This window comes from Winogradskyella sp. HaHa_3_26, assembly GCF_019278425.1.
Lineage (GTDB): Bacteria > Bacteroidota > Bacteroidia > Flavobacteriales > Flavobacteriaceae > Winogradskyella > Winogradskyella undariae.
Map to the genome: position 1 here is coordinate 1,358,623 of NZ_CP058981.1, position 21,617 is coordinate 1,380,239.

Annotated in this window: 13 protein-coding genes; all 13 read right to left on the reverse strand. The window is 32.9% G+C overall.

The annotated features are described in order from the left end of the window. Positions 1–30: 30 nt before the first annotated feature. The 13 genes from gcvH to nrfD all read right to left on the reverse strand — a co-directional run bounded on the left by gcvH (position 31) and on the right by nrfD (position 21,591). Entirely contained in the window at positions 31–411 is a 381-nt protein-coding gene (gene gcvH, locus H0I32_RS05905; protein WP_179312671.1) for a glycine cleavage system protein GcvH, read from the reverse strand. Positions 412–472: 61 nt separating this feature from the next. Then, positions 473–7,771: a cell surface protein SprA gene (sprA, locus tag H0I32_RS05910; RefSeq protein ID WP_179312669.1), complete on the reverse strand. Its 7,299-nt coding sequence runs from the start codon at positions 7,769–7,771 to the stop codon at positions 473–475. Next, positions 7,771–8,352: a Holliday junction branch migration protein RuvA gene (gene ruvA, locus H0I32_RS05915; protein WP_173587062.1), complete on the reverse strand. Its 582-nt coding sequence runs from the start codon at positions 8,350–8,352 to the stop codon at positions 7,771–7,773. The genes sprA and ruvA overlap by 1 nt, the downstream gene beginning before the upstream one ends. Before the next feature lie 168 nt (positions 8,353–8,520). After that, positions 8,521–10,803: an NADP-dependent malic enzyme gene (locus H0I32_RS05920; RefSeq protein WP_179312667.1), complete on the reverse strand. Its 2,283-nt coding sequence runs from the start codon at positions 10,801–10,803 to the stop codon at positions 8,521–8,523. Positions 10,804–10,939: 136 nt separating this feature from the next. Then, positions 10,940–11,836 carry a tRNA epoxyqueuosine(34) reductase QueG gene (gene queG, locus H0I32_RS05925; RefSeq protein WP_218841324.1) on the reverse strand — a complete coding sequence of 299 codons (897 nt, stop codon included), beginning with the start codon at positions 11,834–11,836 and terminating at the stop codon, positions 10,940–10,942. A 29-nt stretch (positions 11,837–11,865) separates the two neighbouring features. Then, entirely contained in the window at positions 11,866–13,200 is a 1,335-nt protein-coding gene (locus H0I32_RS05930; RefSeq protein ID WP_179312666.1) for a cytochrome P450, read from the reverse strand. Between the two features lie 63 nt (positions 13,201–13,263). Then, positions 13,264–14,286, reverse strand: a complete 1,023-nt coding sequence (gene ruvB, locus H0I32_RS05935) for a Holliday junction branch migration DNA helicase RuvB (protein ID WP_179312664.1) — start codon at positions 14,284–14,286, stop codon at positions 13,264–13,266. Positions 14,287–14,469: 183 nt separating this feature from the next. Then, the gene (locus H0I32_RS05940; protein ID WP_173587058.1) at positions 14,470–16,263 is read right to left on the reverse strand and encodes a cbb3-type cytochrome c oxidase subunit I; all 1,794 of its coding nucleotides are present in this window, start codon (positions 16,261–16,263) and stop codon (positions 14,470–14,472) included. Between the two features lie 30 nt (positions 16,264–16,293). Further along, positions 16,294–17,352, reverse strand: coding sequence for a cytochrome c oxidase subunit II (locus H0I32_RS05945; protein WP_179312662.1), 1,059 nt, complete (start codon positions 17,350–17,352; stop codon positions 16,294–16,296). A 24-nt stretch (positions 17,353–17,376) separates the two neighbouring features. Continuing rightward, on the reverse strand, positions 17,377–18,723 hold the full coding sequence (locus H0I32_RS05950; RefSeq protein ID WP_179312660.1) for a quinol:cytochrome C oxidoreductase: 1,347 nt from the start codon (positions 18,721–18,723) through the stop codon (positions 17,377–17,379). Between the two features lie 21 nt (positions 18,724–18,744). Next, positions 18,745–19,305 carry a c-type cytochrome gene (locus H0I32_RS05955; protein ID WP_246293559.1) on the reverse strand — a complete coding sequence of 187 codons (561 nt, stop codon included), beginning with the start codon at positions 19,303–19,305 and terminating at the stop codon, positions 18,745–18,747. A 1-nt stretch (position 19,306) separates the two neighbouring features. Further along, complete coding sequence (locus H0I32_RS05960; protein ID WP_173587055.1) at positions 19,307–19,846, reverse strand: DUF3341 domain-containing protein; 540 nt, start codon at positions 19,844–19,846, stop codon at positions 19,307–19,309. A gap of 8 nt (positions 19,847–19,854) precedes the next feature. Next, positions 19,855–21,591, reverse strand: coding sequence for an NrfD/PsrC family molybdoenzyme membrane anchor subunit (nrfD, locus tag H0I32_RS05965; protein ID WP_173587054.1), 1,737 nt, complete (start codon positions 21,589–21,591; stop codon positions 19,855–19,857). Between the last annotated feature and the right edge of the window lie 26 nt (positions 21,592–21,617).

The window sequence follows — 21,617 nt, forward strand, 5'->3', positions numbered from 1 at the left end:
TAGACGATTGAAATCAGTAGAAGTCCTTTTTTAACCAATGATATGTGACTTGTAGTCTTCTGCAGATAATAAACTTTCTATTTGAGATGCATCTGAAAACTTTAATTTAATCATCCAACCACTACCATAAGGGTCTGTGTTTACATTTTCAGGTTCATCTTCTAATCCTTCGTTAAATTCTACAATCTCACCAGATAATGGCAACATTAAGTCTGAAACAGTTTTTACGGCTTCAACAGTACCGAATACTTCTTCTGCTTCTAAAGTTTCATCTAAGGTATCAACTTCTACATAAACGATGTCTCCTAGTTCGCTTTGCGCAAAATCTGTAATTCCAATAGTGGCTATATCTCCTTCAATTTTCACCCACTCGTGATCTTTTGTGTACTTTAATTCTGATGGTATATTCATATTATAGAGTAATTATAAATTTTAGATGCAAATGTAATTTTTTAATAGATTCAATTCAAGCTTAATTTCCAAAATTATATCGTAATGTAATTCCAGATCTAATTGAGGTTTGTGGATATGATGTAGAAATAGCAAATTCAGAAAAACTATAATCAAAGTAAAATATAGCTGATAAATTTTTACTAAAAGCATAATCAGCATTGTATTGTAATGCCCAAATCGTTTGCCCTGCTGTAATTTGATTACTATCTAAATCTAAGTATCTTATAATCGTTTTATTATCTCTTACCGATACATCTAAACTCATATTTAAATCACTTACAATGATCTGACCTGGTCCTGCCAGCTCTGATCGGATTCTTAAATCTTTAAAACGGTAACCTAATCCTAATGTATATTCTTTACCTTGAATTTCTGTCATTAAATTATTATCAAAACTAAGCGACAATAATCTATCTGTTTTAATTTCGGCTAAGATTTTAATAGAGTTCTTCATTTCAAAATCTAAACGAATTAATGGACTAAACTGTTCTTCTAAATTAATGTTACTAAATAAAGTTTCATTTTTTAAATTATTAGATTCGTCTAAAGCATCTTCATTTCCTGGCGAATCAAAACCTAAATCTTTATCGTATTCTGTATAATTTAAATTAGTACTAAATTGATTTATAGTATAATTAGAACGATAACCATGTTGAACAGAAAAACGTTTAAAGCGTTCCTTAAACCATGGTAGTTTCATTAAGCCTGTGTATTTTAAGTTCCAATTAGGAATTGGAATATCTCTAAATGCACTAGTATTTACTTTTTCTGGATCAGAGCCTTGATATGCTGATAAAAATGCTGGTAATAATACACGCTGACTATTTTTACCAAAACCTTGTGGAAAACCATCAGCGTCTGTACTGTAAGGTGTATCTCCATAAAATTCTTTTGCTAATCGATTTGCTATGATTAATCGGTTAGCTCTAAAATCATCGAAAGTAGTCGATTGATTTTCATCACTTTTATTAAATGTTGTTTTAAATAATACGGTTGAGATATTAAAGTTCCCGTAAGAGTTTGTAATTAAATCATTATACTCATCACTTAAACCATCATTATTAGTATCTGTTGTATTAAAACTTTCAGTTGTAGTTTCAGCATAAGTTCTATTACCTGTAAAATCTATTTTTAAGTCTGTTAGAGGCTCTACATTAATCGAATAATCAAGTATTTTATTTGTAACCTCTGTGTATTGCTCGTTAAAACTTGAATACGTTGTTAACCAACCGTTACTAGCCGCTAGACTTCTAATATCACTCTGACTACCTAAAGTATACCCAACAGTTGGTTTTAGAGTTCCTATAAATCCTGGAGTTGGTAAATAACCAGGCAAATAAGTACCATTGTTCTCCGCGTAGTTAAACTGTACACGTTTTACCATAGTAACAATATCTATAAGTGTATTATATGCTTTATCTCCTGCACTTGTCTCATCTGCTGCACTATTAGCATTTGTATTGCTTTTTGAATCTGGACTTGGTGAACGTCTACTTGCAACTGTTGATCTTGTTCTTCCTCTACCTTTTTGTTTCCCTTTTCTTACTAACCCTAAAGTCTTGTATAAGGTTTCCATATTAAGAGTAGAGTTAAGCGTATGTGTATTAGAATTCTGAATTGAGTTTCCTAAATTAACTATTTCAGAAACACCTGTTTCATCATCTATAATCTCTAAGTCGGTGTATAAATCAGAACCTTTTTGCCATTGAAAAGCACCACTGTATGCATAAGTAGACCTAAAGAAGCTTAATGCTGGTATTTTATATAATGGCAATTCATAATTTACTTGAATCTGTTGTGTCTGATAATTAGGATCTCCAAAATCAAAGAAACCATCCCAAACATCTAGTTCAGGATCTTGTTCTTCCATTTGATCATCTATAAAATAATTACGAACAATATTAGTATTAGCTGCTGTAAAGTTTAAACTCAATGCATCTGTAATATTATAATTGAAAGCATATTGAAAACTGAATGTGTAACTTCTTCTAAATAATTCTTCAAGACCAATATTATCTTCACCTAATTCTACATCTCTATATTTCTGTTTATTAAACTGTCTATTAAAATCTGAATTTATAGAAAAGCTAGAGGGCAGTAAGTTTAGATTAAAATCTTTTAATATTTTCCAGTTTTTACCTGTAAATAATGAATCATTCTTTTTGAAAGGTTCAATTTTTAATGGCTCAAAAGCATAAACATAATTAGCACCTGCTCTTACGGTTTGATCTAAAGAATTTTCAATTTCAAAATCACGATGTTCTACTTTATTATATGAGTAATTTAAGGTTAGATTTTCTACATCATAGAAATGCTTTTTAGCCTCTCCTGTTTTTTGTTTTCTTACTCCTATAAAATTTACACTTTGACGTTTTGTATAATCCTCTGATTGCTCACTAATAAGATCTGCTTCTTCGCTAGAAGTTGCAGCATCTAATCTAGATTCTAAGGTAAGGTCATTATAATACTCATCATATTTGGGTGTTATTAATTCTTCACTTTGCGAATAATTAAATGGTAATTGAACGCCCCAAGTTTTAGGAAATAATTGTCCTAATTGTATATTAGTAACAACATCATATTGCTTTACATCTTCTAAGCTGCGTTCACTAGGACCTTGTTCTATACTACCAAAACCAACAGTACTTCGTTTTCCAGTTGCACTAATGTCTGCAAAATCCGCAATTTTAGTATCCATACTTAAAATAGCGGCCCAACCCCCTTCGTCCTCCATATCAGACATACGAAGTTCATTAAACCATACTTCACTACAAGAGCTCATTTCTGTAACACCTGAATTTTTTACACCGACCATTAAAACCCTAATATCACCATAATTAGGATTCCCTTTAATACCTACGCGCTGTTTTTTCTCAGTATCTACAATATCTCCATAAAGTGGATTTAATGTTCCTAAAGGATTTTCATCTAGCTCACCATCTATAACATCATAAAAAGTAGCATCTTCATTACTTAAAGTTCCTGCAGAAATACCTAATGATTTAATTGTTTGTAAAAACTCAAGAGGCATCTCAATTTCATTCTGTTCTGGCCAAACTTGTTCTCTTATACTTCCTTCGGCATCACTAGACGGTAATAAAGGCACTTCGATTTGATAATAATTTTCTGTTAAATCATTACCCATTCTAATAAACCCAACCATTTCTGCAGGTTCCAAAAGACTTCCATCCTGTGGTTCTGCATGAATAAACATACGCAATTTCTTATACTGGCGCATATCTAAATCAATATTCTTATAAACCCCTTTAGAATCTGTAGGTGCTAAATCACAAGCCTGAAGTACTAACGACTGCTCATTCTCACTAATAATTGTGTTATTGCTATTTATCTCTTCTTGTTCCACTCCTGGAGGTCTTACATACCCTGCATTATCTTGTATACCTACAACACCGACGCTAAAGTCTACATTAGTACTGTTATTTGTATCATCATTATCTAAATCTAAAGTATAACGTCTCCAATCACTACGAACTAAATCTAAAGAAGCAAAACGCAACACTGTAGTCTCTGTAAAATCAGACATAAATAAACGTGCAAAACGTATAGAACGAATATCTGAAATACCTCCTACTGCTTCGCGAATATCACTATCAGCTATAGGTATTCTAAATTGGTACCACTTTACTGTCCTTGTTCCTCCATTTGCTAGGGTTACATCTTCTGTTTTAACATCATTAACTATTGAGTTAGAAAGATTTAAAGAGTTACTTGTAATATCTATTTCATATTGATAATAACTATTAATAGTATTCATAGTATTATCTCTATTGATATCTTCAACATCGGGTTGTGTAGTAGAACCTCTGTTAGTATCTGTAAAGGTTTCTGGTGAATTCCCTTCTGTACCATTATATTTTTTATAACGATTAAAGATATCTCCATCCGTATTTAAATAATAAGTATAGTTATCATTCGCAGGATCTTCACCAAACTGTGAACCAAATTCCACTAATTCTTCTGTATCATTAAAACCATCAAATCCAACATCCTGATTAGTCCGTTCTGCTCCTGTGGTACCAAAGGTGTAAACAAGAGATTGATTTTCTGGCACTACACTACCAAAATCAGTTCTGGTTAAAGTTGAAACATCACCATCTTCGGGTAAACCATTCTCATATTGCTTTTTACCATCTCTTAAAATATCTTCTGAAATATTACCAAGGTTTAAATATAATTTACCTCCGGCATTTGATGGATTATCTAAAAATGGATCTTGAACCCAAAATTCGATATACTCAACATTAGCCTGTTCAAAATCTGTAGACGTTATTTGTCTTGTGATACCTGCCCAACTGTTAATAGGGTTTAATGCTGTATCATTTGCTGCACTAGGATCAAAATTATAAGGACCACGTTCTCTAGGATAATAAGCTAAATCTAAAGTATTTATTACTGTTGTTTGTCCTTGAGCTATATCTTGGTCATATATTTCGTCTATATAAACACGACGTGTATATAAATCTGAAATATCATCATCTGTTATACCACTTGGTCTTTGAGTACTGTAAAATATAGGATCTACAGTATACCAGTTTAAAAGCGCCCTACCATAACCATTTTGTATTCCATTTACATCACTACCTGGTACATTGTTTGGTAAATTTAAGGGACGACTAGAAAGTGTCCAAGATGTTGGACTTAATAAATCTATAGCGCCTTGAGAACCTTCAAAATCATCAATGTAAGCCGTAGCTTCATCATTAAAATCAGTCCCACTTGACGCTCCTGGTAATAAATAAGCAAACTCTCCTCTTACAGAAAGACTAGAAGGAACATCTGTATCTATATTTGGTAATTTGTTTACCATCCGTGTTAAGAATGGAACTTCTGTTGAATAATTACCATTAAAACCAAAAATCGTATTATTAATAGATTCAGAATTATAATCAGCTTTTTGAGTTACGGGTTGTTCACTAAGATTTAATAATGTAGCTCCTAAAACAAAATTCTCATTAAATTGATGTTCTACGTTAACACCAGCAAATCTTTTTGTTTGTTGACCAAAAACAGAATTACTTTCAACAGATATATTAATTGGTGTGTTTGAAGCTATTAATGATTCGTCTAAAATTTCTACACGCCCTAATGTATAGTTTACCGTGTAATCTAGTCCTTCAATAAGTGTACGTCCACCTGCAGTTACTGTTACAGAACCTCTAGGCACATTAAATGCCCCTATAGGAATACCACTATCACTTCCACTACTTGTATAACGTCCTTGTATTTGAAACTTATTTTTCTCTGCTTCATCTAATGCCGCTGTCTTAGTTGATTTATAAAGAATATCATAAACATATTTCTTTTGGTTTTCATTAAACCCACTTTGTGTATCTGCAACATCCTCGTAATCAACATCATTATTACTAGGGTTACTATCATCATCTAAAATATCAAATAAATAACGCCCAAAAGGCTCTGTTTTTGTAAAAATAATTTTCCCATTTTGTGATAAAACAGTAACGCCTTCTACGTAATCAAAAAAACCATCTCCTTGACTTTGTGCATCTCCATTATAATCTAATTTATCTAAATGAAAAAGGCGTATTAATGGTGTTTCTCTTATTTCTGTACCATCCGTAAATGCAGGAAAAGGAACTTCAGAACCACCAACAACCGCTGGAGTTATATAATTGACAGAAGATGCTTCTGTATAAAAAATATTTAATGTAAAATCCTCTTTACTTAATTGATATGCACCTGTATCATAGATATTTTTCATCATTAAATCCCAAATAGGCTGATCTACAGATGTCACAGCACTTTTCAGCATTTTAGTCACTAAACTTTGGTTACTAACTACAGCAGTTCCTGTTGTATTATCTACAGAGGTAGCTTCTACACCATCATTAGCAAATTCACCAACTTGAAATACTTGACCACCTAACGTATATTGAAATGATACGGCTAAAACTTCATCATTAAGTAAACGCTGACTTAATGAAATATATCCTAAATCTGAATTTAGCACATAATCCTGTCCTTCTATTAATTTACGAGCAGACTCTAATTTACCGTAATCAAAACCTTCTTGGATTGATACATTAACACCGCCTTGTGTATTTGTAATATCTCTAACTGATTCTGTTAATAATGAACCCGCTCCTCCTATATTTGTTGGGTCAAAATCATTATTTTCATTATTTGGTTTTGCTCCTAGATTGTTAATAAAAGTGGCCGGTAAAGGATCTAACCCTATATTACCTGGATCAGATTCTCCTAAATCTTGAAACGCAACAATGTTTCTTACATTTTCAGTTTCGTTAGTTCTGTTAGTTACCCAAACTTCTGTTTTGGTAATTTGAAGTCCTTGATTATTAATAAATGGATATTGTAATAAAGATTTATCGTAGTTATCTCTAAAGTACTGAGCTAAAAAGAAGTGTCTATTTTCATCATAATCTTGTGCAAAAAACTCAAATTCTTCAACAGTACCACCACCCTCTGCTATAACAGATGTAGATTCTGATTGTTGTTCTGAGAATACAGCTGTCACTCTCGTTTTACCAAATTGCAATTCTGTTTTTACACCAAAAAGACTTTGTGCTCCCGTAATTAAAGAACTATTTAATGGCATACTAACATTACCTACTTCAATTTTACGAATAATATCATCTTCTGTAGGTGTATATTCTAATTTAACAACTTGTTGAAAATCAAAAGTTGCTTCTGTATCATAGTTTGCAGTAACTTGAAGTTTTGTACCAACCTTACCTAATAAGCTTAAACTAATTCTCTGATCGAAATCAAATGTGAAATTCGATCTGTTTTGTGGTGACAGTGTAGGATTATCTTGTTTTGAAAAAAGAATACCCAAATCGACCTCTACAGAACCTTGGGGAATTATATTTATAGTGTTTCCTCCAAAAATAGTTTCAAATAATCCTGAATTTACATAAAACTCTGGCAATAAATTTTTCTGATCTTCTTCAGAACCTTCTTTTTGACCCGCTGCAGCATCGGCCGTTTTTTTGTAATAATCCTTCATCTTCTCCTCCAATACTCTTTTTTGATATTCTTCTGGAGTAAGAATTAATGGATAATTAATGTTGAAATTCCCTATTTTTTCTGAATATACATAGCGGTCTAAAACAGGATCATAAGTATATTTTGAAACAATACTGTTTGGATTTGGCATGTTTAACTTACCAAATGCAAATGTTGTTTTAGTAGAATCTTGTTCTGTCTCTTGTTCTTCTTCTTGTGCAAAACCAAAATTACCTATTAGCATTACAAAAGCTAACATTAAGTAACATTTAAAAGAGAAGCTTTGCTTATGTTCTGGTCTATTCAATTGCATTATAAGTTTTTTAGAGCTTCTTTAATAATTTGCTCCACTTGGGCATCTGGTTGGGCTTTTAATATTTTTTCTACAACTTTTTCAGATTGTTTTTTGTTAAAGCCTAACACTTCTAAAGCTGATAACGCTTCTTCTTTATCAGTATTGCTCTGGGCTAAAGAAAGTTCTTCCATACCAAAGACTTTTAACACTTTATCTTTCAAATCTATAATAACACGCTGAGCTGTTTTTATCCCTATCCCCTTAACACTCTGAATTAAGGCAACATCTTCACTTGCAATTCCTTCCTTTACTTGGTCTGGTGAAAGCGATGATAACATTGTACGCGCAGTATTGGCTCCAATACCACTAACAGAAATTAATAATTTAAAAATTTCACGTTCTACCTTAGACGAAAATCCATAAAGACTATGAGAATCTTCTCGGACTAATAAATAAGTATAAAGTCTTAATTTTTCATTACTTGGAATTTGAGAGAATGTATGTAATGATATATTGATAAAATAGCCGACACCATTGCAATCTATAACAACGTCTGTTGGATTTTTTTCTACGAGCTTGCCTTCTATATGTGTAATCATTGATAAAGAAATGTTAAAAAACCAAATGTAATAAAATTATTTTCATTAAAGTAGATACAGATGTAGTATGAAAGAGAGAAGACTGTTAATTTTTTAAAACTATAAATGCCCACTTAGAGCAGGCATTTATAGTTGAAATTAATAATCTTTTTGTTATTGATCTCGAAATTATTTTGATTGTCTTTTTTCGCGTTCTTGTGCATCAACAACTGCTACAGCTGTCATATTTACAATTTCGTCTACACTAGCTCCTAATTGTAAAATATGAATAGGTTTTCTCATCCCCATCATAATTGGACCAATAGATTCAGACTTATTAAGCTCTTTTAATAATTTGTATGTAATATTTGCAGCATCTAAATTTGGAAAAATAAGCGTATTGACTTTACGACCTGCTAATTTTGAAAATGGAAAAATATCTTGAAGCATTTTTGCATTCAATGCAAAATCCGTTTGCAATTCACCATCAACAATCATTTCTGGATATGCTTTATGTAAATAAGCAACGGCTTCTCTTACTTTTTCTGCTCTTGGATTTTCAGAAGACCCAAAATTAGAATAAGATATCATTGCCGTTACAGGTTCTATACCAAACATTTTAGTGACTTGTGAGGTCATTCTAGCAATTTTAGCTAAATCTAATGCTGTAGGATCAATATTTATTGATGTATCGCTTAAAAACATTGGTCCACGTTCAGTCATCATAACATTAGTTGTTGCAACTCTACTAACTCCATCAGCCATTCCTATTAATTCTAACATCGGTTTTATTACCGATGGATAGTTACGAGAATATCCTGTAATTAAAGAATCCGCATCTCCTTCATTAACCATCATTGCTGCAAAATAATTACGTTCTCGCATTATTTTTTTAGCAGAATAAACCGTTACGCCTTGACGCTTTCTTTTTTTCCAATATGCTTCTGCATATCTATTTTTACGATCAGTCTCTTCATCTGATTTAGGATCAATAATAGGCACATCTGCATCAAATTCGATCTCTTCCATTAATTTTATAATAGCATCTTTTCTACCTAATAGAATTGGATGTGCTACACCTTCATCGTAAGCAATTTGAGCTGCCTTAAGAACATCTAATTGATCTGCTTCCGCAAAAACTACACGTTTAGGATTCGTTTTAGCACGCCCCAATAGCATACGCACCAATTTATTATCAGAACCCAAACGTTCTAACAATGAATTTTCATAACGTTCCCAATCTTCAATAGGCTCTTTAGCAACTCCACTTTCCATTGCTGCTTTTGCAACAGCAGGAGGAACTACAGCGATTAATCGAGGATCAAATGGTTTTGGAATGATATAATCTTTACCAAACGTTAAACGTGTTTCGGCATAAGCTATATTTACTTGTTCTGGTACTGGCTCCTTTGCTAATTTAGATAAAGCTTTAACTGCAGCCATTTTCATAGCTTCGTTAATTTTAGTTGCTCTAACATCTAAAGCTCCTCTAAAAATAAATGGAAATCCTAGAACATTATTAACCTGGTTAGGATGGTCACTACGACCCGTTGCCATAATAATATCGTCTCTTGTGTCTATTGCTAACTGATAGCTAATCTCTGCAACAGGATTAGCCATTGCAAATACAATAGGATTGTCTGACATAGATAATAACATCTCTGGAGTAACAATATTTGGTTGCGATAAACCTATAAATACATCAGCATCTTGCATTGCTTCTGTTAATGTATCAATTTTACGATGCGTAGCAAATTCTGCTTTTTGAGAGGTTAAATTATCTCTATCATCTCTAATAACGCCTTTACTATCTAGCATTACAATATTTTCGCGTTTTGCACCAAAAGCTTGGTATAAACGTGTACAAGAAATTGCAGCTGCACCAGCTCCGCTGACTACAATTTTCACTTCTTCAATCTTTTTTTCTGAGATTTCTAAAGCATTTATTAAAGCTGCTGCTGAAATAATTGCTGTTCCATGCTGATCATCATGCATTACAGGAATATCTAATTCTTCCTTTAAACGACGCTCAATTTCAAAAGCTTCAGGTGCTTTTATATCTTCAAGATTAATACCACCAAAAGTAGGTGCAATATTTTTTACTGTTTCTATAAACGCATCAACATCTTCAGTATTTACTTCAATATCGAAAACATCAATATCTGCAAAAATTTTAAAAAGTAAACCTTTACCTTCCATTACTGGCTTAGAAGCTTCAGGACCAATATTACCTAATCCTAAAACAGCTGTTCCGTTAGAAATTACAGCAACCAAATTTCCTTTGGCTGTGTATTTATAAACATTTTCTACATCTTTTGCAATTTCTAAACAGGGCTCAGCCACACCTGGTGAATAAGCTAAAGATAAATCGCGTTGTGATGCGTATTTTTTAGTCGGTACTACTTTTATTTTTCCAGGAGTTGGTTTAGCATGGTATACTAAGGCTTCTCTACGTTTGCTTTGTTTGCTCATAATCTAATTGGATTAAGCTACAAATATAAGGATTTGAACCTTTGCTATAGAAACCTGTGTTTTTAAAAACGAATGGCTATTTCTTATTTTTAATTAAACTATTTTTTAGTCTGACAATAAAGTTCTTAGATAAGAATTAATCCTTCAAAAACTCAATATTCCGCTCCAAACCCGAAAATTTAGTGCGTTTTACGGCAGATTTCTGAAACACTTTTCTAAAAGTATCCTCTGTAATTTCTTCCCAATCCTTTTTAGTCATATCCAATAATTCAGGATGTGGATTAAATAAGGGTTCGTTGTGTGGTTTTGAAAAGCGATTCCATGGGCAAACATCTTGGCAGATATCACAACCAAACATCCAATCGTCAAATTTGCCTTTAAATTCGGTCGGAATGTTTTCTTTTAACTCTATCGTGAAGTAAGAAATACATTTACTTCCATCTACCACATAAGGATCTGTAATGGCTTCTGTTGGGCAAGCATCTATACAAGCTGTGCATGAACCGCAATGGTCCGTAACTGGAGTATCATAATCTAATTCTAAGTCGATAATCAGTTCCGCTATAAAATAGAAAGACCCTACTTTTTGAGTTAAAAGGTTTGAATGTTTCCCTATCCAACCTAAACCAGATTTTGCTGCCCAAGCCTTATCTAAAACAGGTGCTGAATCTACAAAAGCACGTCCGCCAACTTCACCAATTTCATCTTGAATAAAATATAAAAGTGATTTTAACTTGTGTTTTATAACATGATGGTAATCGTTACCATAAGCGTATTTTGAAATCTTGTAAGAATCATCGGTTTGAATTTCTTCAGGATAATAATTCAATAATAAGGAGACAACACTTTTTGAACCTTCCACAAGTAAAGTTGGGTCTAAACGTTTATCGAAATGATTTTCCATGTAACGCATTTCACCATTCATATTCTTATTTAAATATGCTTCTAGTCGTGGTGCTTCTTCTTCTAAAAATCCTGCTTGGCTTATACCACAAGATAAAAAACCGAGACGTTTAGCTTCGGTTTTAATCATTGTACTATATTTTATTTTATTGTTTAATATCAATGTCTCGCTTCAAACTTTAAAAATGCATTTTTAGGCTTTAAAGTAATCAATGGTGTAATATCAATGCTTTCGAAATCTGGAATCATTTTATAGTTGGAAACTAATTCAGAAACGGCAATAATCATTTCGAACATTGCAAAATTATTACCTATACATTTTCTAGGACCAGCACCAAACGGAAAATATTGTGATGAGAATTTACGAGATCCTTCATTGAATCGTTCGGGTAGAAATTCATCGGGTTGCTCCCATAATTTGGGATGACGATGCATTTCGTATACTGAAAATAAGAGATTGCATCCGGCTTCAAAATCCAAACCATTAAAAGCATCTGATTTCTTATTCACACGATCTATAAAATAAACCGGTGGGTATAATCGCATACCTTCTTCAATGACTTGTTGACAAACCTTAGATTTAGTTACCAAATCCATTAAATCATCACTTTCGGAAAGAATAGTATTTCGTTCTACTAAAATTCGTTCTTGCCACTCTGGGTGCAATGCTAGAAGTTGTGTTATAAAAGTGAGCGCATTAGATGTGGTTTCATGACCTGCTGTAAACAGAATTAAAATCTCATCGATAAGTTGCTCTTCTTCCATCGGATTACCATCCTCATATCTGGCATCTAACAACATATCTAACAAATCATTTTCTTTAACTTTTGAAGTTCGTCGTTCGTTAACAATACGTTTTAGAATTTCTCTAGCTTCACCTGTTAAATCAACGTGTTTTTTAATTTCACCACTTACATTAAACCACCAACCTAAATAGGGTTGACGCAACTCTTTTACCAACATTTTCTGAGCAGCTTCCGTAATATATTGAAGTCTATTAATGTCTTCTTGATTGGCTGCACTACTAAAAAGTGACTTTACTACCGCTTGAAATGCCAAATCATTTAGAATCGGGAATATATCTATCACCTCATTAGGCACAATCTTAATATATTCTGAAACTATAGCACCTTTAATACTATCTAATAGATTTGCTAATTGTTTTTTATGAAACGCGGGTTGAATTAATTTTCGTTGTTTTTTCCAATGTTCACCTTCAGCTGTTAACAAACCTGTTCCGACATATTTAACTAAGTCTACAGTCTGAATCTTAGACTTGGTATAGTTCTTTTGATTCTTTTGAAGGACATATTCTGCTAAACTAGCATCTCTAACAAATACCACACTATTTTTAAGTCCTATTTTCAATCTGAAAACGTCCCCTTGTTCTTCAAAATTTTGATGATGAAATGGTAAGGGATTCTTCAAAATTTCTAGTGAATGTTTGAAAAACCGACTTAACGGAACTGTTGGTATGTTGTTATCTGATTTCAAAATAGGGCTATTTGTAATTAAATTAGCATTGAAATATCATTTTTAAACTAGCAATCGAATTAATTAGAACAATCCGCCTTGCGTTGCTCCTTTAATCTTTCCTAAATGTTTATAAGCTTGTTCTGTAACTTCTCTTCCACGAGGAGTCCTCATAATGAATCCTTGCTGAATTAAGAAAGGTTCATAGACTTCTTCAATGGTTTCTGTACTTTCGCTCACTGCAGTAGCGATGGTACTAATCCCTACTGGTCCACCTTTAAATTTATCGATAATAGTCAATAAGATCTTATTATCCATTTCATCTAAACCATAAGCGTCAACATTAAGTGCCTTTAAAGCAAACTTAGCGATGGCAATATCGATTTTTCCATTCCCTTTGATTTGAGCGAAATCTCTAACACGTCTTAATAATGCATTTGCAATACGAGGTGTTCCTCTACTTCGACCTGCAATTTCAATAGCAGCTTCCATAGAAATTGGCATATTTAAAATAGAAGCACTACGTTGAACAATCGTAGTCAGCAATTCTGTTTTATAATATTGTAAACGACTTTGAATACCAAAACGTGCACGCATAGGCGCTGTAAGTAATCCTGATCGCGTCGTTGCACCAATTAAGGTAAATGGATTTAAGTTTAATTGAACAGTCCGTGCATTAGGACCAGATTCAATCATAATATCAATCTTATAGTCTTCCATTGCAGAATATAAATACTCTTCTACAATTGGACTTAAACGGTGTATTTCATCAATAAAAAGTACATCACGCTCATCTAGATTAGTAAGTAATCCTGCTAAGTCTCCTGGTTTATCTAAAACGGGTCCTGAAGTGACTTTAATACCAACATCTAACTCATTGGCTAATATATGTGCCAAAGTTGTTTTCCCTAAACCTGGAGGGCCATGAAACAAGGTATGATCTAAAGCTTCTTCTCTAAGGTTTGCAGCTTGAACAAAAACCAGTAAATTTTCGAGTACCTGATCTTGACCTGTAAAGTCATCAAACGATAAGGGTCTTAATTTCTTTTCGACATCTAGTTCCTCTGAACTAAAATTATCACTATTTGGGTTTAAGTTTTCGTTCATATTACTTCTCGTGAAAACGGAAATCTTATTAGGTTACACTGCTATTAGAAATATAGGTTCTAAGCTTAGCTGTAGATGACAACAAGCCTAAACAAATATAAAGAAAAAGACCTTTGGAAACTATAAGCTATCCAAAGGTCTTTTTTAATCTATTATGAAGTTCCTTTTATCAAAGGAATTAATTTAATGTTGTAATTCTTCTTCACCTTCCATTAAAGGAATATTCTGTGGTACAAAGTCTACATCATGACCTGGCTTACTGTAATCATAAGGCCAACGATAAACATGAGGTATTGGACCTGCCCAGTTACCATGAATATGTTCTACAGGAGTTGTCCACTCTAAAGTTGTAGATCTCCAAGGATTCTGTTCTGCTTTCTTACCATAGAATATACTTACAAAGAAGTTATATAAATAAATGATTTGAGCAATTCCTCCGATAATAGCAAACATTGTAATGACAACATTTGTGTTTGTTAAATCATCAAATAAAGGAAATGAAGAGTTAGAATAATAACGTCTTGGTAAACCAGCCATACCTATAAAGTGCATTGGAAAAAATACACCGTAAGCACAAACTGCTGTTATCCAAAAATGAATATAACCTAAATTCTTGTTCATCATACGACCAAACATTTTTGGATACCAATGATAAATACCAGCAAACATACCATATAATGCAGATATACCCATAACTAAGTGAAAGTGAGCAATAACAAAATATGTATCATGAACGTTAATATCTAATGCACTATCACCAAGAATAATTCCTGTTAAACCACCTGTGATAAATGTTGATACAAAACCAATTGAAAATAACATGGCAGGATTCATTTGGAGATTACCTTTCCAAATGGTCGTTATCCAGTTAAAAGCTTTTACGGCTGATGGTATTGCAATTAATAAAGTTGTAAATGTAAATACAGATCCTAAGAAAGGATTCATACCTGATACGAACATATGGTGACCCCAAACAATCGTTGATAAAAAGGCAATCGCTAAGATTGAAGCAATCATTGCACGGTAACCAAAAATTGGTTTACGTGAATTACTCGCCATAATTTCAGATACTAGACCCATTGCAGGAAGAATAACGATATATACTTCAGGGTGACCTAAGAACCAAAATAAGTGTTCGAATAATACTGGAGAACCACCTTGATAATGTAAAACTTCACCTTGAATAAATATATCTGATAAGAAGAATGAGGTTCCAAAACTTCTATCCATTATTAATAATAAAGCTGCAGATAATAATACAGGGAATGATACAACACCAATAACGGCAGTTACAAAGAAAGCCCAAATTGTAAGAGGCAATCTTGTCATAGACATACCTTTAGTACGCATGTTTATTACTGTTACAATATAATTTAAAGCTCCAATTAAAGAAGAAGCGATAAATATAGCCATTGATACTAACCATAATGTCATACCTAAACCAGAACCACCTGATGCCATTGGCAAAGCAGATAAAGGAGGATAAATTGTCCATCCTGCAGCAGCTGGACCAGCTTCTACAAATAGTGAACTTACCATGATAACACAAGAGATAAAGAACAACCAATAAGAAACCATATTTAGGAATCCAGAAGCCATATCTCTAGCACCAATTTGCAATGGAATTAATAAGTTACTGAACGTACCACTTAATCCTGCTGTTAATACAAAAAAGACCATGATAGTACCGTGAATGGTAACAAGTGCTAAATAAACATCTGCACTCATAACACCATCTGGTGCCCATTTTCCTAATAAAGCTTCGAACAATACATTTGGCTCTGATGGCCAAGCGATTTGCATACGAAACATTATAGACATTAAAATACCGATAATCCCCATAAAAGTACCTGTAATTAAGTACTGCTTAGCAATCATCTTATGATCTAAACTAAATATATATTTAGTAATAAATGTTTGTTTGTGATGATGTACCTCGTGATCCTCGTGATCGTGTGTATCTATAGTTGCTGACATAAGTTTGTTATCTTTTTCTTAAAAGCTTAATTAATTTAATGAATTTGGGAATGTGGTTTGTTCTTTTAACCATGCATCAAATTCTTCTTGAGTCTCTACAATAATCTTCATCTGCATATTGTAGTGAGAAGTACCACAAATTTTATTACATAAAAGTAAGTAATCAAATTCGTATATTAATTCTTGACCTGATTCTTCAATTTGAGCAGCACGTTCATTTCTAAGTTCATTGATATTTTTCACTTTATCAATCATCTCAGGTCTTTCACGCATATCTGCTGTAGTAACAGAAGGTGTAAATCCAAATTGAGTAACCATACCTGGTACACAATTCATTTGAGCTCTAAAATGAGGCATATATGCTGAGTGTAATACATCTTGAGATCTCATTTTAAATACCACTGGTTTCCCTACTGGTAAATGTAATTCAGATACAATAATGTCATCTTGAGCATTTGGGTCTTCTTCATCTACTCCTAAAATGTTAGCACGGTCAATATCAATTAATCTAACATTAGCTTTACCTAAAACATTATCGGCTCCACTGTAACGTGCTTTCCAGTTAAACTGCTGTGCATATAACTCAATAACCATAGGATCTTCATCTTCATCGATATTCATAATATCATTCCAAGTGAATAAACCATAGATTATTAAACCCGCTAAAACAATAACAGGAATAATAGTCCAAATAAACTCTAAAGTATTGTTATCAGCATAGAAAAATGCTTTTTTACCTTTTTCACCTTTATATTTAAAAGCAAAGTAGTGTAATAAAAACTGAGTTATAGTTTGTACTATAAAAATAACAACTAAAGAGATAATCATAAGATTATCTACTTTAGATCCATGTTCTGAAGCTGCATTTGATAATAAAGGCAAATCACCAATAAACCAAAAACATAAAATAGTAATTACGTAAACAAAAATTAAGAACGCAATCATTAAATAGCCATTGATCTTGTTATCCTTATCGTCTGCTACTTGTGTTTGTGTTGTACCGACTTGAGCAATGTCAAAAATCTTAACCATTTGCCATATAGCAACTGCTACAAAAAGTACAATTATAATCGTAAATAATGCTGTCATTATCTTTTCTTTTCTTGTTTAATATTAATAATGGAAATGTTCACTTTCTTTAACGAAAGGATTCCCTTTTGCTAATAATGGATATTTACCAAGCGAATTAAATACTATTAGTATAAATAATCCAGCGAAGAATAATATTGATCCAATTTCTGGGATTCCAATAAACCATCTATCTCCAACTGTTGCAGGCATAATCATATTGAATATATCCAAATAATGACCAAATAAGATCACTACACCAGCCATTACTACAAACCAAGGAATACGTTTGTAATCACTATTCATTAATAGTAATAAAGGGAATAAGAAATTTAATGCAACCATACCAAAGAATGGTAAGTTATAATCTTCTATACGTGTAACGAAGTATGTAACTTCTTCAGGAATGTTAGCATACCAAATTAACATAAATTGAGAAAACCATAAGTAAGTCCAGAAAATACTAATACCGAACATAAATTTAGCTAAATCATGAATATGGCTATCATTTACAAATTCTAATAATCCTTTAGATTTAAGGTATATTGTAATTAAAGCAATTACTGTAATACCACTTACAAACATACTTGCAAATACGTACCATCCAAATAAAGTACTAAACCAGTGTGGATCAACACTCATAATCCAATCCCAAGACATCATAGATTCTGTATAGATATAGAATACTAAAAATGCTGCAGAGATTCTAAAGTTCTTTTTAAAGTTGCTATTATCATTAATATCAGCAAGATCTTGTGCTACAGAAAACTTTCTTGAGAAATGACGATAAGTAGACCATCCTCCTAAGAAAATTAAACCTCTGATTAAAAACCAAGTTTTATTTAACCAACTCGATTTATTTTGAATTAACGCATCGTGTGCAACTACATTTTCATCCATCCAGATAAAAATATGACTATCCGCTACCCAAACAATTATCAATAAAATAAGTCCACCAGGTAATACATAAGAAGTAATACCTTCCATAACTCTAAAGAGTACAGGAGACCAACCAGCTTGTGCTGCATATTGAATAGCGTAAAAAGCTAAAACACCTAATGAAATCATAAAGAAAAAGAATGCTGCTACATATAAAGCTGCATATGGTCTATTATGAATTTGGTGTAAAACATGTTCTTCATGAGATAATTCATGACCTTCAACTTCTGCTTCAGCTCCATGTCCATGATCAGCTTCAACGTGAGCTTCTTCTAAACCATGTGCTTCAGTAGCGTGTTCATCTCCATGATGACCTTCGTTTGCTATAAATTCAGCAATATTATCTTCATCAACACTATGTGAATCAATAAACCCATAACCAACACCTAAAGCTCCTAAAAACATTAATATGATAGCTACAATTCTTAATCGATTTGAAATTTTATATTCCATTATATAATCTTTATCTAAATCTTATTTTTCTAAATCAGCCTTAAGTTTCTCAACATAAGCAACAACTTGCCAACGTTCTTCTTCGTTCAATTGGTTAGCATAAGAACCCATTGTGTTTTTACCATAATAAATTGTATGATAAATACCACCTTCAGTAATTGCTCTACCAGCATCATCGTAACGAGGAACACCTAATATTTTTTCTCTTTGTACCAATTTACCTTTACCATCACCTTTATTACCATGACAAATACCACAGTAAATAGCAAATAAAGGACCTCCTTTTTCGTAATCAACTTGAGTTGAATCTAAAGGGCTTTTTAGGTTCTCTTTAGCATATAGGAAACCTTCGTTTGTGTTTTCAATTTCAAAAGGCATAAAATCACCTCTTGGTATTGATCCTTCAGCTGGTAATTGAGCTTCTACTCCATTTCCAAAAGCATCAGACTCTTGATAAGCTTCATAACCAACAGACTCATACATGTTAGGCATGTATTGGTAATTTCTACTAGAGTTATTTTGGCAAGATACAAGACCTACCAACATCCCTAATACTGCGATATACTTTGTGGCTATCTTCATATTAATGTGCATCTTCATCTTTATCTACAATATTTATCTCAACGGCACCTGTAGTTTTCAACAAGTTAGTTAATGATTCTTCGTTATTATGAACAGCTATTTCCATTAAAAAATGGTCATCTGTTGTTCTAGGATCAGGGTTTTCAGCATCTTTAAATGGCCATATTCTACTTCTCATATAAAAAGTGATTACCATTAAATGGGCTGCGAAAAACACTGTAAGTTCAAACATAATTGGTACAAACGCAGGTAAGTTTTCTAAAAAACTAAAACTTGGTTTTCCACCAATATCTTGTGGCCAATCTACAATCATTATATAGTTCATCATTGCCGATGCAACTGCTAAACCAACACAACCATATAAAAATGCTGTTATTGCTAAACGTGTTGGAGCTAATCCCATTGCCTTGTCTAGTCCGTGAACTGGAAAAGGTGTAAATACCTCTTCAATGTGATATTTTTCTGCCCTTACTGTTTTCACAGCTGACATTAATACATCATCATCGGTATAAATAGCATGAATTACTTTTGAAGCTTCCATATACTATATTAGTTGTTTAATAAGGTTTTTGCTTGTCCAGACCAATCATCACGTTCTGCTCTTCCTGGGAAAGAACCTGTAATTTCATCTAACAAATCATATTCTTTTTTTGTCATTTTACTTACTTGTAAGTAAGTAAAGATACCTATATCATTAAGTACTTCTTCCATTTTTGGACCAATACCACTTATAACTTTTAAGTCATCAGCTTTTTGAGATGAAGCATCAAATTCACCAATACCTTTCAATAAATGATCTAATTGCTCTGTAGTATCTTTAACAGGCTTAGTAACTATTGTTTCATCACTAGTAATTTTAACATGAGAAGTTCTGACGTCAGAACCAGTTCCTGATAGTGACTCTCCATTTTCTCTCATACGTTTGTAACGCTCACCTGAAGACTTTAATATTGTTTTCACTTCCGCTTGTGCAATCACAGGGAATGTACGTGAGTATAATAGGAATAATACAAAGAAGAAACCTATTGTACCAATAAAAATTCCGATGTCTACAAATGTTGGTGAGAACATTGTCCATGATGATGGTAAGTAATCTCTGTGTAATGATGTTACAATAATCACGAAACGTTCAAACCACATACCTATGTTTACTACGATAGAAATAAAGAATGAGAACAAAATACTTGTTCTAAGTTTCTTGAACCACATAAATTGAGGTGAGAAAACATTAAAACTCATCATACACCAGTATGCCCACCAGTAAGGTCCAGTTGCTCTGTTTAAGAATGCAAACTGTTCGTATTCTACACCAGAATACCAAGCAATAAATAACTCTGTAATATATGCTACACCTACTATAGAACCTGTAAGCATAATTACAATGTTCATTAGCTCGATATGTTGTACTGTAATATAATCTTCAAGGTTACACACTTTTCTCATAATAATAAGAAGTGTATTTACCATTGCGAATCCTGAGAAGATTGCACCTGCAACGAAGTAAGGAGGGAAAATTGTTGTATGCCATCCTGGTACAATCGAAGTAGCGAAATCAAAAGATACAATAGTGTGTACAGAAAGTACTAAAGGTGTTGCTAAACCAGCAAGTACTAAAGATACTTCTTCAAAACGTTGCCAATCTTTAGCTCTACCTGACCAACCGAAACTTACTAAAGCATAAATTTTCTTTTGGAAAGGACGTACAGCTCTGTCTCTTAACATTGCAAAATCTGGTAATAAACCTGTCCACCAGAATACTAATGATACAGATAAATAAGTAGAAATTGCGAATACATCCCAAAGTAAAGGTGAGTTAAAGTTTACCCATAACGAACCAAATTGGTTTGGAATTGGTAATACCCAATATGCTAACCATGGACGACCCATGTGAATAATTGGGAACAAACCTGCTTGGAATACCGCAAAGATTGTCATTGCTTCTGCAGAACGGTTAATTGCCATTCTCCATTTTTGACGGAATAATAAAAGAACAGCTGAAATCAGTGTTCCTGCGTGACCAATACCAACCCACCAAACGAAGTTAGTAATATCCCACGCCCAGTTTACAGTCTTGTTAAGACCCCAAACTCCAATACCCGTAGATACGGTATAAATAATACAACCTATTCCCCAAAGGAATGCAACCAAAGCAATACTGAATACAATCCACCACGCTTTATTGGCTTTGCCTTCAACTGGTCTTGCGACATCGACAGTAACATCGTGATACGATTTTTCTCCTGTAACTAAAGGTCTTCTAATAGGTGCTTCGTAATGAGACGCCATAATTATATAATTGTTTCTTTAATTTA

Bases quoted from the DNA above. Each gene is read 5' to 3' on its own strand.
- H0I32_RS05955 (WP_246293559.1), bottom strand. From the start codon at position 19,305: ATGAAGATAGCCACAAAGTATATCGCAGTATTAGGGATGTTGGTAGGT.
- ruvA (WP_173587062.1), bottom strand. From the start codon at position 8,352: ATGATTACACATATAGAAGGCAAGCTCGTAGAAAAAAATCCAACAGAC.
- H0I32_RS05920 (WP_179312667.1), bottom strand. From the start codon at position 10,803: ATGAGCAAACAAAGCAAACGTAGAGAAGCCTTAGTATACCATGCTAAA.
- nrfD (WP_173587054.1), bottom strand. From the start codon at position 21,591: ATGGCGTCTCATTACGAAGCACCTATTAGAAGACCTTTAGTTACAGGA.
- H0I32_RS05940 (WP_173587058.1), bottom strand. From the start codon at position 16,263: ATGTCAGCAACTATAGATACACACGATCACGAGGATCACGAGGTACAT.
- H0I32_RS05945 (WP_179312662.1), bottom strand. From the start codon at position 17,352: ATGACAGCATTATTTACGATTATAATTGTACTTTTTGTAGCAGTTGCT.
- queG (WP_218841324.1), bottom strand. From the start codon at position 11,836: ATGATTAAAACCGAAGCTAAACGTCTCGGTTTTTTATCTTGTGGTATA.
- ruvB (WP_179312664.1), bottom strand. From the start codon at position 14,286: ATGAACGAAAACTTAAACCCAAATAGTGATAATTTTAGTTCAGAGGAA.
- sprA (WP_179312669.1), bottom strand. From the start codon at position 7,771: ATGCAATTGAATAGACCAGAACATAAGCAAAGCTTCTCTTTTAAATGT.
- H0I32_RS05950 (WP_179312660.1), bottom strand. From the start codon at position 18,723: ATGGAATATAAAATTTCAAATCGATTAAGAATTGTAGCTATCATATTA.
- gcvH (WP_179312671.1), bottom strand. From the start codon at position 411: ATGAATATACCATCAGAATTAAAGTACACAAAAGATCACGAGTGGGTG.
- H0I32_RS05960 (WP_173587055.1), bottom strand. From the start codon at position 19,846: ATGGAAGCTTCAAAAGTAATTCATGCTATTTATACCGATGATGATGTA.